This window comes from Crassaminicella indica, assembly GCF_019203185.1.
Taxonomy (GTDB): domain Bacteria; phylum Bacillota; class Clostridia; order Peptostreptococcales; family Thermotaleaceae; genus Crassaminicella; species Crassaminicella indica.
Genome location: NZ_CP078093.1, coordinates 1,253,866 through 1,267,170, shown reverse-complemented (window position 1 = coordinate 1,267,170; position 13,305 = coordinate 1,253,866). Strand labels below are relative to the sequence as shown.

Sequence of the window (13,305 nt, the reverse complement as noted above, 5' to 3'; positions counted from 1 at the left end):
TTTTTAGCTATATTTTTTATATATAATAACTAATACATTCTTTGTCTCCTTCTCGACTTTATAATTTTCACTCATCCTATGTCCAATCACCCATATAATTTCTTCCCCATCACATACAAGTGGAATTTTATCTCGCTCTTCTCGAGAAATTTTTTCATCAATAAAAAAATCCTTAAGCTTCTTACTTCCCTTCATTCCAAAAGGTGTAAATCTATCTCCATTTCTTCTATTTCTAACAATCAGGTGACTTTTTATTTTATCAAAATCAAAATACTTTTTATCCTGTCCTTTAGATATATTTTTTATATCCTTACGGTCTATTACTACGGCTTTTAAAAAGGCTTTGTCCTCTTTTATATTTAATGTTTCACCAATATTTATATTGTATTCAAATTCATCTCTTTCTATTTTTCTTTTTCCTTTCTTGATCATCATCGCATCATAATCCAAAACAGCATAAATGCCCTTTGGCAAATGAATTTCTCTACCTACAGAACCATATTTTATAAAATCCAATAATTTTTCTATATGCTTATGCTGTACATCTTTTAGCTCTCCCATGCTTTGATTAATTGCTTCACGCAATATTCTTCTCTGAATAGCAGGATGCTTTTCTTCAAATGCTTTTTTGTTAATTCTTATATCTGAATTATTTTTTATAACTACTTGATGATAAGCCTTTTTCGCAGCAATATTTAAAAAATCCTTATCTTCTCTTATAATATTTGTAGTTCTTGATAAAGTTTCTTTAATATTCTTATTAAAATATTTTTCTATATATGGAATCAATTCCAATCTTATACGATTTCTTGTATAAACAGCTTCTAAATTTGTCTTATCAATCCTAGGCTTTAAATTATATTCATTACAATAATCTTCAATTTCTTTTCTTCTAATATCTAAAATCGGTCTTATAATTTTTTCATCTCTTACATAATCAATCGCACTTAGTCCCTCAAGCCCTGTTCCTCTCATTAGCCTCATAAGTACTGTTTCTGCTTGATCATCCATATTTTGTGCTACAGCAATTTTATTTGCATTCATTTTTTTCATGACTTCATCAAATAATCCATATCTAATTTCTCTTCCTGCCTCTTCAAAAGTTATCCCCTTTTCTTTACTATACAAGCTAACATTTTTACTAAATATAAAAGCTTTTACGCCTATATTTTCACAAAACCTTCTTACATAATCTGCATCTTCATCAGCTTCTTCCCCTCTAAATTGATGATTTAGATGAACTGCATAAAGCTTTAAATCGTATTCCTCCCTTATCCTCCAAAAAAGATGCAAAAGAGCTATCGAATCAGGACCTCCTGAAACTCCTACTACAATCCCATCTCCTTTTTGAAACATATTGTGCCGTTTTACCGTCCTTATAAATTTTTCAAGCATTTATCTACTCCTATCTAGTCCTTTATTTATCTAAAAAGGACTTTCTTATATTTCTATATGTTCCCTGTAAAACCCTCCTAAAACAAAATACTTTTTTATAAATATTCATACATTATCCCTATAAATAGTAGTATACTGCTCACCAATAAAACATTCACTGCAAAATTCTGTTTATCCCATACAATATTTCCTTCTTTATCAATACCATTTATATATATGTCCTCTAAGCTTTTTAAAAATACTTCAAAAGATATATTATCTTGCCTTATCCCCTTGTGGAGAATATTAACTAATTTTTTGGATATGTGCATATCTTTTAATTTTTTTATCAATTTATCCACAGATATTTTTCCTGGAGTAAAATTTTTTCGTAACAAAAGAATAATACAAAACATACTCAAACTAAACAAATCATATTTTTCATCAGCTCGCCTCAGCCCCATATTCCAACTAGCTCTATCATATAAAGGAGTAAATTCCTTCACTGAAGATCCTATATGAGTTACCCCGCCTAAATCAATAATTCTTATTACATTATTTTTTGCATCAATCATTAAATTTTCTAATTTTAAATCTCCAAAAACAAAATTATTTTTATGAAGAATTAAAAAAGCTTTCCCAATAAGTAGAGTAAGACCTATAATAGCTTTTATATTCATAGGTTTTATTTTTATATATTCTTTCAAATTCTTTCCATCTATATATTCCATAACAATATAGTATAATTGATTATTTCCACAGCAAAAATCATCTATTTCATTCACTTTAGGAACAAGATCTATATGAGAGAATCTTTTTAACATCTCATACTCCTTAGTAATGCTCTGCATCTGTCTGCTTATTTTTAATGCCCAAATTTTTTTCTTTTCATCTTCAACCTTATAAACTTGTCCAATCCCTCCTGCTCCTATCAACTGTATGATTTTATATTGATTATTATTCCACTTTCCCTTCACTAAAAATCCTGGATATAATTTTATATCCGCCATCTCTTTTACCTCCTAATCGCCTTTTCATATGAAAAAACGACTATTGCTAGTCGTTTTTATACCATACTTTCTTTTAACAATGGTTCACTATTTAAAATAATATCTTCTAAATTTTCATCTTGCTCACCTTTTATCAGCAAAACAGCTTTATTAATAGCTGCTGCTGTAGGAGTAGTACCACCAGCCTTTAATGCAAATATCCTATCCTTCAAAGCTTGTATATCTTGTGTAAAATCACTAATTAAAGCTGTACATTCTCCATTTTCTCCAGGATAAGCAATCACTGCCACTTCACTCTTACCTTTTCTTCCATTCAAAGAATTCATTAACTCTATAATGCTTTGCCTTGCTGTACTCATCTTATTTTTCATACTTGCACTGCAATCCATTAAAATACAGCACTTTATAGCTACTTCTTCCTCAAGCTGGTCCATATAATCGATCACCTTGCTTCTTACCTTAGGAGGAATATCAAAAAGGTCTGCTCCTACTATTTTTTTTAACTGTTTTCCTACAATAGTTTCAATAGTTTTATTAACTGTTTTTTGTGTGAGAACATGCATAGTCTTTCCTAAATTTTTAATCATCGTATTTTCCCATACTCCACCGCCAGCCTGTGCAATTTTTTCTACTTCACATAAAGCATCTTCATCACAACTACCATTATCCATAATCCCAATAGCATTCACAACAATATTTTCTTTTTTTGCCTCCATTGCTGCTGTTACAGGATTTCCTCCGATATTTGATTTTCCATCTGTAACCAAAATTATCTGATTAATCTCCATTCAAATCCTCCCCTTTACTATACTTTTTTCTAGATTATTGGCGAATATAGCTTTTTATATACAATTCAAATTAATATTTATCAAAAGAAAAGAACTAAAAAAAGAGCCACTACGGCTCTTATCTTACCTCCCATACCTTCGAAATCATCACTGTCATATCGTCTTTTATCTTATTTCCATATTTTTTTATAGCCATATCTAAAAGATCATCTGCAATACGTTGAGGATTCTTGCTTTTTATTTTTTTTAGAGCAGATATAATCCATTGCTCTTTTTCATCTACATCTGAATCTGCATCTAATACACCATCCGACATCATAACAACAAAATCCCCATTATTTAACCTTTGTCCAAAGCTTTCAATATCTACATTATTAAGAATCCCTATTGGCAAAGATGTGGACCTAATTACCTCTACATCTCCATTTGCTCTTTTTATAAAGCTAGAGGCTGCTCCTATCTTTACAAATTCTACTTTACCTGTATATAAATCTACCATAGATAAATCCATTGTTGAAAATGTCTCTTCAGAGGATTTTAAAACAAGTATAGAATTAATAGTTTTTATAGCAACATCCTTTTCAAAGCCTGCTTCCATCAACTGTTCTAATACAGATATACTCGCTTGACTTTCCTTTGCTGCTCTTTCTCCTGATCCCATTCCATCACTTAAAGCCATCATATACTTACCATCAGGTAGATCAATAAAAGAATAGCTATCTCCACAAATATCATCCTTTGATACTCTAGCAACGCCTGTTGCTATTCTATACTTTTCTGCTTCAGTCAATGTAAAGGAACAATTTCCTGTTTTTGCATCAGCTTTACAAAGCTTTGGTTTTCGTACAACATCTCTTCCTATTACTTTAGAAACTATAGGGGCTATCCTTTCATCACATTGCTTTCTATCAAAACAAGCTCTTTTTTCTATTGCAATCTCGAATTTTTCATCTTCCTTCTCTAGCACAGTAATTTTGTCAATAGGTATTCCTTCCTTATCAAAGGCTACATATAAAGCATCTTCAACTTCTGTTCTAAAATCTATTTTCATATTTATTTCTTTAGACAAATCATCAATGATATGTGCTACACCTTCAAATTGTTCAGCTACCAGTTGTCTACTTTCAAATAGTCTTCTCTGCCATTCATAATGAACCTTGTGAACTTCAAAACGACCCATTATAGCATCTATTAAAGAATCTAGCTTAATACATCTCTTTTTCAGTACTTGAGGAATTTTTTCTGATTTTATCTTCCCATAAGACTCCAAATAAGAAATCACATTCACAATATCATTGTAAGTACTATAAAAATTATTATGCCAACAGCTTCTGCACATACCACAATGTTTACATATCTTTTCTGCTACTTCATCTACCATATTTGCCATATCATTTTGATCAATAAGCTTTTCTTTCTCCGCAATATTTCCATAAGTTGTAGCTAACTCTGAAAATGCATTTGAATACTCCTTTAATCTAAGATATATCATTTCCTTAATTCTTTCACTGCGTGTCTTATCTATTTTATAATTATTAGCATTTGCAAATTTCTCCATATATTGCATCATAGCTCTTGGCATAATAATAAAAAGCATACAACTAGCTATGATTTCTTCAAACTGTATTAATACCTCTGTAGACCCATTTATGTAAAAAGTAAGTATGGCATTCCCTAAAATAATCCCTATAGCAGAACCTTTTTTACCCAAATCTTTAAATATACCAGCAAGCAATCCTGAAAATCCATATATGCTAATAACCATTGGCGTTTCGATACTTGACATGCTTGTAATAATACCTATCGTTATTCCTACACTTGCTCCAATACTAGCCCCTCCATTATAAGCAAATATTAATGTTAATAAAATACCAAATATATTCTTTATTCTAAAATTTCCTATCACAATATTAGCTAACCCTGATACAACAACAGCTGATAATATAGCTATGCAAATCAATTCTTCATTTGATAATACCTTCCTGTTTCTTCTTTGTATAATTATTGGCACTGCATAAGATAGTATGTAAACAAATACAAAAACAACAACCGACTCAAAGCCTTCCATAACTAAATCATATATATATATTTCTGTAGCAAGCATATAGATAAGTCCTGCTAGAAACATAACAAAGCTTGCTGCAATTGCTGTCATAAAGGTTTTAGCTCTTACTTTATCCCTTATAACCAAAAATACAATAAATGATAATGCTAAAGCAATAATATATTTTGCTGTATTTATATGAGTTGTAAACATTCCTAACAATACAAATAATCCTATATATGAATACTTTTTATCTTTTGTTAGTAAAGATATGTAAAATGCAATCCCAAAGGGTGCAAGCCCATCTAAAATATTTGCCCTTCCCAATAAAAATCCTACTAGCACAAGCATAAACATATTTTTAGACAAATGGAAAATTCCTGTTTTTTTCCTTTCTCCCATATATGTATGAGCTTGTCCACTATATACTCTTTGATAAGGTATAACATTTATTTTATCTGCCATTTTTACACCACCCATTTCATATTGTTAAGAAAATTATATCAATGGGTGAATAAAAGATTTGTCAAGTTACCTGCTTTCCTATAAAGAAATTTAAGACAGCTCACGATGCATTTTTACAAATTATCATAAATATAGTCTATATTGTCCAGCTATCTTATCTATATGACCAAACTGCAAATACTTTTACTGTTAAACTTTGTTGATAAGAGTGATACTTTATCGATAAAAAATTAGTATATTTTTTTTAAAAAAGCATAAAATATAAATTTAAAAAGCAACTCATTTGCCGAGTTGCTATACTTTTACTATAATTGTTCAAAAATCAGCCCTTCTAAATTATCATATTCACTAATCGTGATATCATCTACATTCAGCATTGTTAATATTTTATCTAAAATAATAGTTCCTGCTGTAATAATATCTGCTCTTTTCTCCTCAAGTCCATCTAATTTTTTTCTATTCTCTAAAGTTTTAGATAAAAAATCAGAAAGAATCGCTTTCACTTTTTCATGACAAAGCTTTGTATTATGAATCATAGCTTTATCATAAACCTTCATCTTCTTTGAAATCGCAGCTAATGTCGTAGCAGTTCCTCCTATACCTATTATTTTATCGATTTGAAATTTTCCTAAAGAATCAATCATAGATTCCATACAATCAGCAATTGCCTTTTGTATATCCTCTACTTCTTTTTTAGAAACGGGATCAGTAGTTACAAATTTTTCTGTCATTCTTACAGCACCCATATCTAAACTGCAAAGAAATTTGATCCCTTCTTTATTGCCAAAAATAAATTCTGTACTGCCTCCACCAATATCTATTACTAAAATATTTTCATCATCTTTATTAATTCCCTTCAAAACTCCCATAAATCCTAATGCTGCTTCTCTTTCTCCAGTGATGACATCAACCTTTACACCAACCTCTTCTTCTGCTCTTTTTATGAATATTTCCTTATTTTTTGCATCTCTTACTGCACTTGTTGCAATAATAGGTAGTTTATTTACTCCTTCTTTACAAGCAATATTTACGAATTCATTTAAAGCCTTAATATTTCTATCTATTGCATCCTTTGATAACCTGCTCGTTTGATCAACCTTTTCACCCATTCTTGTTGGTTTTAAAATTTTAATGCTTTCAACTATTCTCCCTTTTTCTATTTTGGCAATAATCATCCGCATAGAATTTGTTCCAATATCAATAGCTCCCAATTTAAGCATAAAATATTCCTCCAATATATAAAACCGAGACATTGTCTCGGTTCTTATTATCTAGCAACTCCTTTTCTATTGAATCCATTTCCTCTTCTACTGTCTTTCATATGTTTTCTTACCTGCTGTTGTTTTTCTTCACTGTCCTTAAAGAATTTTAACAATTTATCTTCAAAAGACATCTGTCTATCCTTCTCCCTTTGCTTCCAATCAAACGCTGCTGGTTTAGGATTAGTTTTTTTAGGAGGTTTTGGTTGTGCTTTTCTAATAGAAAGACTAATTTTTCCTTTTGGATCAATAGCGATAACCTTTACCTTTACCTTTTGTTGTTCCTTAAGATACGTACTAATATCTTTTACATAATCATCTGCTACTTCTGATATGTGGCATAAACCTGTTTTTCCTTCTGGCAGTTGAACAAAAGCACCAAAATTTGTAATGCCAGTTACAGTGCCCTCTACAACTTTTCCAACTTCAACGGGCATAAATTTAATCTTCCTCCTTTTAAAATTAAATAATTACAATATATTATTTGCACTCATTATAAATTATATTTATAAACCTGTCAATACGCTCCCTTCTATCTTTATAATTTTTATTTATTATATTTAGCTTTATTAATATCTATATAAATAATTTCATTTGGTTTTACCATTTTAAGCCTCTCTCTTGCCACTTTTTCAATAAACTTTGGATCATCTCCTAATTGCTTTTCTTCTTCTAAACGTGCTGTTTCCTTTTTAAGCTCTATAATTTTTTTATTAAGCTCTTCCTCTTGCTGCTTTAATTCTTTTAATTCTATCTGCTGCTTTATAAATATCCAAGATATGTAAAGTCCAAAGATCAATAAAGCTATATGAAAAAATCCTTTTTTCTTTTTTACCGTATTTTTTTTATATTTTCCCATCGTCCCTATACCTCATATTGATCTTAGTTTACCTTCATACTTCTATAAAAATATAAAAATTCCTTCTATTTTTTGTTTCGCATAAATTTAGTATATTTTACCATATCCCGATACCATATTTTAACCATCAAAAATAATCTTTTCATTCTAAGATATAAAGGAGAAAATTTCTTCTTTAATGGACAGAATAACATTACAAAAAATTTTTTTATTATTTTTATAGGAAACAAAATTATCCTTAAAAGCTTCATCAATAAGCTTTTAAGCTTATTGAGCAAAATTAATATACCTCTGATTACAAATCTACTTAAAATCCTATTATAAAGAATAGCTCCTATTAAAAATCCTAAAAAAACATAAAACCTTAACTGCCCATCATTACTAAATAATAATACGTGAACAGCTATAATAGCAATAACAATCCAAAAAATCAGATCCTCTATTATTGTTGCAATTTTTTTAGGTTTAAATATACATCGGAGAATTCTATACAAATCATAAATAAATCCAATAATAATCCCTCCATATAAAGTAGTTAAAAAAACATATATCTGCTCAGATACATAAGTGATCATATATCCACCTCAATTCATAATACTTGTCTAATCCACAAAAAAATAACCGCCCTGCGGTTATTTGAACATTTTTCCTAAAAAACCTATCCCCTTATTCCCCATACTATCACGATCACTATACATCATTGCATCAACAGTTCCTTCCACCACAACATTCCCATCATCTAAATTTAATTTATTGATATCCAACCCATTTCCCTTTATTGTTAAAATTCCCTTAACAGTCTCTAAAATAATTGTATTTTCATCAAAGCTTGTCACATGCTCTACCCCTGATACACTAAGCTTTTCCCTATTTTCAAGAATAATATTCTGGCTCCTGTTTTTAGAAACTTTTCTTTCTTCCATTGACATTATCCCTCTTTTCCTCTAATATCCTACTTTAAACATATGCTTGTATATATTTGTTTATTCCTATTTTAAGCATAAAAAATAGCACCCTTATAGGGTACTATTCTACCACTTGATACATTTCTTTTGCTGCATCCTTTGTAGCATGATCAGAAAGCGCTAATACTTCTACCTTTGTTGTTCTAGTACCAAATACAATGGTTATAATATCTCCCACTTCAACTTCACTAGAAGCCTTAGCCACTTTTTCATTGATACTCACACGCCCCTGATCACAAGCTTGCTTTGCTACAGTTCTTCTTTTTATTAATCTACTATTTTTTAAAAACTTATCTAAACGCATTGTCACTTCTCTCCTAAAAATAAAAAAGCAGACTAGCTGCTTTTTCTTTCTTTATTAAGCATTTACCATTTCCTTTAATGCTTTACCTGCTTTAAATACAGGTGCTTTTGAAGCGGGAATATCAATAATTTGTTCAGGATTTCTTGGATTTCTACCTTGTCTTGCCTTTCTTTCTCTTACATCAAAAGTTCCAAATCCAACTAACTGAACTTTATCATTATTTACAAGAGCTTCTTCTACACTTTTAATGAATGCATTTAATGCAGCCTCTGCATCCTTTTTTGTTAGTCCTGATTTTTCTGCCATACTAGCAACTAATTCAGCTTTATTCACAATCATTACCTCCTTGATATTTAGAATACGTATTAGCATATTCTATCTTTTATTGAAAAATCCTTCTTTATTAGTAATATTTTTTATCTTTTTTTTTATTTTTATGTATTTTTGCTAGATTCCATAGCTCGTCCATCTCATTTAATGACATTTCTTCCAATTTTCTTCCATCATTTTGTGCTGTCATTTCAATAAATTCAAATCTATCTATAAATTTTTGAATAGTTTTATTTAATGCCATTTCTGGATCTACCTTTAAAAATCTAGCCACATTTACAACAGCAAAAATTAAATCTCCTACTTCTTCTGTTATTTGATCATATTTATCTGTATTATATACTTCTAGTAACTCCTCTAGCTCTTCTCTTACTTTCTTTATAGCATCTCCTACATCATCCCAGTCAAATCCAACCTTTGCTGCCTTTTCTTGAACCTTATAGCTTTTCATAAGCGCTGGAAGAGCTTTTGGAATCCTTTTTAAACTCTCTGTATACGTCTTTTCATTTTTTTCTTTCCTCTTGATCTCCTCCCAATTTTTTATTACACCTGATGTAGAATCTACATGTAGTTCTGCAAATACATGAGGATGTCTGTCGATCAATTTCCTGCATATTCCTGTTATCACATCTGAAATATCAAAATCTCCAAACTCAGAAGCGATCTGTGAATGAAAAACAACTTGAAGTAGCAAATCTCCTAATTCCTCTTGCAAAAGAACCATATCCTGCTTATCTAAAGCCTCTAAAACTTCATATGCTTCTTCTATCACATAAGGCTTTAAGCTAGCATGGGTTTGTTCTTTATCCCACGGACATCCATCTTTTCCCCTTAATTTTTTCATTATTTTTAAGAGATCCTTCATCGTATATACTTTTAATGTATTATCACCAATCTTAGGAATATATATACTTGTCAAATAGTCTAACCATTCTATACGATCTAATTCATATAGCATTATATTTTCTATCTTTTCTTCATCTGGTATTCCTGCTGCTCTTATAACTACAATAGGATGTTCATCTTTATAGTATTCCATCAATTTTAATTTTATCTCAGATGCGACAAATTTATTATATACCTGAGTCACGATTACATCTGTTTGAACATCAGGAGACTGATGCTCAAGTGCTAATCCATCTATTATCTTTAATCCCTTAATAGGATCTTTTCTTAAAGCATGTAATATCGCTTCAACAAAGCTAACAGAAGGAATAAATTCTATAGTAAAGCCTAATTTTTCTGCTCTTTCAAGCAGTAATTGTACAGTAACCTCTGCTACAAAAGGACTACCGGGAACACCATAAACTACATCCTTTTCCTTTAATAAATCTATTATTCTTCCTACGATAGTTTCATAAACATCATCAAAGCTTTTTTGACTCTCATAAACATCATCAAAGCTTTCATAAACAATTCCCTGAAGCTTTAAATAATCTACTACAGGATGCATAGAAGTTCTTAGATAGATCATACTGCTACTTTTCATTTTTTCCATAGCACCAATGGTTAAATACTCTTTGCTCCCTGGTCCTAACCCTATAATCGTAAGTTTTTTCATCCCTTCACCCTCAATCTATCTTTATAAACTATTATTTCCTTAAAAGTCCTATCATACTCAGTATTTTGCTGATCTTTCTTCCTCCAGGAAGCATTTCAAAATCTTTCTTTGTAATCCCTCCTGTTGTAAGAAGCATCAAGCCATAAATAACAGCACCAATACCTATTGCAGCTAATGTTGTTAGCTTATTCCCAAATACATCTACAAACCATCTATATACAAATAAAACAGATACACTCATAGCAGCAACAGCAATAATCGGCTTTATCACAAAATTAGCCAAGCTGAACTTTGTTCTTGTAAGCCTTTTTACTGCAAAAAAGTTTAAAATAGCCGCAACCATATAAGCCATAACTGTACCAATAGCAGCTCCCTTTACATTTAATGAAGGTATTGCTGTTAAAAAATAAGTAGCTAATACTTTGAAAATCGATCCTATAAACAAATTTATTACAGGAACAGTAGGTCTTCCTAACCCTTGTAGTATTCCTGTAAAGGTTTGAACCAATGTTAAAAAAATTACCCCGAATCCAAGAATTGACAATGACTCTGCAGCGCTAGCAGCACTTTCTGGTATTAATGGATAAAGTAGCAGCATAATAGGCTTTGATAATGTTACTAGCCCAATAGCTGCTGGAAGTCCAATAAGTAGTGCCACCCTCGTACCCATTTGAATATTATTTCTTACAAGAGTCATATTTCTTCTTTGCTTAGCTTCAGAAATAGCAGGTACCAAGCTTACTGCTAAGCTTACTGTAATAATTTGAGGCAAATTCACAAGAGGTGCTGCCATACCAGTTAACTGTCCATACAAATCATTTGCCATATCAGGCGAATACCCTATAGCTTGAAGTCTTCTCATCACAATAGTTGCATCAATCGTATTCATTATTGGTAGGATAGAAGCTCCAATAGTAATAGGAATAGCAATCGCAAGTATTTGAGAAAGAATTTTACCAGCAGGCTCTTGCTTTAAACGAGCGCCTCCTTTAATTTTATGTAAAATTTTATCTCTTCTTTTAAAATAAATAAAAATAATCATCAAAGCTCCTGTAATAGCTCCTGCTGCTGCTCCAAAGGATGCTCCTGCTGCTGCAAGCTCTAATCCCTTATTAAACTTATTTAAAAGAAAATATGCAAGTAAAAATCCTACAACAGTTCTTCCAAATTGTTCAATAATCTGAGAAATAGCTGTTGGTACCATATCTTGAAGTCCTTGAAAATATCCACGAAAAGCAGCCATAATAGGTACAAATAATAATGCTGGAGCAATAGCCATCATAGAATAACGAGCTCCTTCATTCTTCATAAACTTAACAATACTTCCTGCCCCAAAAAATAAAATAGAAGATGTAATAAGCCCTAGTGCAAATAGCAATATAAATGAAACCTTAAATATCCTATGAGCACCATATCGATCTCCTATTGCATTTTTCTCTGCAACAAGCTTTGATATAGCTGTTGGAATTCCAGCTGTTGATATAGTTAAAAGAGCAACATATATAGGATATGATGTTTGATAATATCCCATTCCCTCGCTAGTGATCATATTTGCAAGGGGAATTCTAAAAAAAGCTCCCATTATTTTTACAATAATTCCTGCTATTCCAAGTATAGCAGCACCCTTTAAAAATGATTTACCGCTCATGAATCCTCCTCCAATATTCAATGATCATAGTGAAACAAATCTATTATATCAAAAAAAGCTGTATTTGTATTATTTTATTCCAAAAACATAAAAGTAGTAGCCATAGGCTACTACAAATATTTTATGTATTATTCCTCAAATTTATTGCTCCATTTGTTTTCCTAAAAAGCTCGCAGCTGTTTCTGCTACCTTTAATTCTAACTCTCCTAATGGCTTATCCTCCTCTTTTGATAAAAGAGCAACAGCTCCAATAGAATCTCCTTGAGAAACAATTGGGACAATAACTTGGGATATATATTTCTCTTCATCTGATCCATCAGCAGTTAATGGGCAGACTTTTTCTTTTTCTGTAATAATTAATGCTTTTTTGCCTTCCATTGCCTTTTCAAAGGATCTGCTTACCCTTTTTTCTAAAAATTCCTTTTTAGAAGCTCCTGCTACGGCAATGATATTATCTCTATCAGCAATAATAGCAACTTGTCCTAAAGCATCATTTAAAGACTCAACATATTCAGTTGCAAATTCAGTTAACTCTCCGATTGGAGAATATTTTTTAAGGATTACTTCTCCATCTCTATCTGTAAATATTTCTAGTGGATCTCCTTCTCTAATTCTTAAGGTACGTCTTATTTCTTTTGGTATTACAACTCTACCTAAATCATCAATTCTTCTAACTATTCCTGTAGCTTTCACTTATT

At 30.9% G+C, this 13,305-nt stretch carries 14 protein-coding genes; all 14 read right to left on the bottom strand.

Features of this window, described 5'->3' with window-relative positions; all coding sequences use genetic code 11:
• Positions 1-3: 3 nt before the first annotated feature.
• Positions 4-1,395, bottom strand: a complete 1,392-nt coding sequence (gene tilS / locus KVH43_RS05985; RefSeq protein ID WP_218283925.1) for a tRNA lysidine(34) synthetase TilS — start codon at positions 1,393-1,395, stop codon at positions 4-6.
• 95 nt (positions 1,396-1,490) lie between these two features.
• Positions 1,491-2,384, bottom strand: coding sequence for a protein kinase domain-containing protein (locus tag KVH43_RS05980; RefSeq protein ID WP_218283924.1), 894 nt, complete (start codon positions 2,382-2,384; stop codon positions 1,491-1,493).
• Between the two features lie 56 nt (positions 2,385-2,440).
• Positions 2,441-3,172 (bottom strand): vWA domain-containing protein, encoded by a 732-nt coding sequence (locus KVH43_RS05975; protein ID WP_218283923.1) that lies wholly within the window; start codon positions 3,170-3,172, stop codon positions 2,441-2,443.
• Between the two features lie 118 nt (positions 3,173-3,290).
• Positions 3,291-5,681 carry a stage II sporulation protein E gene (spoIIE, locus tag KVH43_RS05970; protein ID WP_218283922.1) on the bottom strand — a complete coding sequence of 797 codons (2,391 nt, stop codon included), beginning with the start codon at positions 5,679-5,681 and terminating at the stop codon, positions 3,291-3,293.
• Between the two features lie 305 nt (positions 5,682-5,986).
• Positions 5,987-6,901, bottom strand: coding sequence for a Ppx/GppA phosphatase family protein (locus KVH43_RS05965; RefSeq protein ID WP_218283921.1), 915 nt, complete (start codon positions 6,899-6,901; stop codon positions 5,987-5,989).
• A 47-nt stretch (positions 6,902-6,948) separates the two neighbouring features.
• Positions 6,949-7,377 carry a S1 domain-containing RNA-binding protein gene (locus tag KVH43_RS05960; RefSeq protein ID WP_218283920.1) on the bottom strand — a complete coding sequence of 143 codons (429 nt, stop codon included), beginning with the start codon at positions 7,375-7,377 and terminating at the stop codon, positions 6,949-6,951.
• Positions 7,378-7,487: 110 nt separating this feature from the next.
• Positions 7,488-7,799, bottom strand: a complete 312-nt coding sequence (locus KVH43_RS05955) for an FtsB family cell division protein (protein ID WP_218283919.1) — start codon at positions 7,797-7,799, stop codon at positions 7,488-7,490.
• A 65-nt stretch (positions 7,800-7,864) separates the two neighbouring features.
• On the bottom strand, positions 7,865-8,374 hold the full coding sequence (gene yabQ, locus KVH43_RS05950; protein WP_218283918.1) for a spore cortex biosynthesis protein YabQ: 510 nt from the start codon (positions 8,372-8,374) through the stop codon (positions 7,865-7,867).
• Between the two features lie 57 nt (positions 8,375-8,431).
• Positions 8,432-8,722, bottom strand: coding sequence for a sporulation protein YabP (gene yabP, locus KVH43_RS05945; protein WP_218283917.1), 291 nt, complete (start codon positions 8,720-8,722; stop codon positions 8,432-8,434).
• Positions 8,723-8,825: 103 nt separating this feature from the next.
• Entirely contained in the window at positions 8,826-9,068 is a 243-nt protein-coding gene (locus tag KVH43_RS05940) for an RNA-binding S4 domain-containing protein (protein WP_218283916.1), read from the bottom strand.
• A 54-nt stretch (positions 9,069-9,122) separates the two neighbouring features.
• A complete protein-coding gene (locus KVH43_RS05935) occupies positions 9,123-9,401 on the bottom strand; it encodes an HU family DNA-binding protein (protein ID WP_218283915.1) in 279 nt (92 codons plus the stop codon).
• Positions 9,402-9,471: 70 nt separating this feature from the next.
• Positions 9,472-10,959, bottom strand: coding sequence for a bifunctional methyltransferase/pyrophosphohydrolase YabN (gene yabN, locus KVH43_RS05930; protein ID WP_218283914.1), 1,488 nt, complete (start codon positions 10,957-10,959; stop codon positions 9,472-9,474).
• Between the two features lie 31 nt (positions 10,960-10,990).
• Positions 10,991-12,607, bottom strand: a complete 1,617-nt coding sequence (locus KVH43_RS05925) for a putative polysaccharide biosynthesis protein (protein ID WP_218283913.1) — start codon at positions 12,605-12,607, stop codon at positions 10,991-10,993.
• A gap of 141 nt (positions 12,608-12,748) precedes the next feature.
• Entirely contained in the window at positions 12,749-13,300 is a 552-nt protein-coding gene (gene spoVT / locus KVH43_RS05920; RefSeq protein ID WP_218283912.1) for a stage V sporulation protein T, read from the bottom strand.
• Between the last annotated feature and the right edge of the window lie 5 nt (positions 13,301-13,305).

What these genes read in the sequence shown, in the direction of transcription:
- KVH43_RS05940 (WP_218283916.1), bottom strand. Translation starts at nt 9,068, where the DNA reads ATGCGTTTAGATAAGTTTTTAAAAAATAGTAGATTAATAAAAAGAAGA.
- KVH43_RS05980 (WP_218283924.1), bottom strand. Translation starts at nt 2,384, where the DNA reads ATGGCGGATATAAAATTATATCCAGGATTTTTAGTGAAGGGAAAGTGG.
- yabP (WP_218283917.1), bottom strand. Translation starts at nt 8,722, where the DNA reads ATGGAAGAAAGAAAAGTTTCTAAAAACAGGAGCCAGAATATTATTCTT.
- KVH43_RS05955 (WP_218283919.1), bottom strand. Translation starts at nt 7,799, where the DNA reads ATGGGAAAATATAAAAAAAATACGGTAAAAAAGAAAAAAGGATTTTTT.
- spoIIE (WP_218283922.1), bottom strand. Translation starts at nt 5,681, where the DNA reads ATGGCAGATAAAATAAATGTTATACCTTATCAAAGAGTATATAGTGGA.
- KVH43_RS05925 (WP_218283913.1), bottom strand. Translation starts at nt 12,607, where the DNA reads ATGAGCGGTAAATCATTTTTAAAGGGTGCTGCTATACTTGGAATAGCA.
- KVH43_RS05975 (WP_218283923.1), bottom strand. Translation starts at nt 3,172, where the DNA reads ATGGAGATTAATCAGATAATTTTGGTTACAGATGGAAAATCAAATATC.
- yabQ (WP_218283918.1), bottom strand. Translation starts at nt 8,374, where the DNA reads ATGATCACTTATGTATCTGAGCAGATATATGTTTTTTTAACTACTTTA.
- KVH43_RS05960 (WP_218283920.1), bottom strand. Translation starts at nt 7,377, where the DNA reads ATGCCCGTTGAAGTTGGAAAAGTTGTAGAGGGCACTGTAACTGGCATT.
- yabN (WP_218283914.1), bottom strand. Translation starts at nt 10,959, where the DNA reads ATGAAAAAACTTACGATTATAGGGTTAGGACCAGGGAGCAAAGAGTAT.
- tilS (WP_218283925.1), bottom strand. Translation starts at nt 1,395, where the DNA reads ATGCTTGAAAAATTTATAAGGACGGTAAAACGGCACAATATGTTTCAA.
- KVH43_RS05965 (WP_218283921.1), bottom strand. Translation starts at nt 6,901, where the DNA reads ATGCTTAAATTGGGAGCTATTGATATTGGAACAAATTCTATGCGGATG.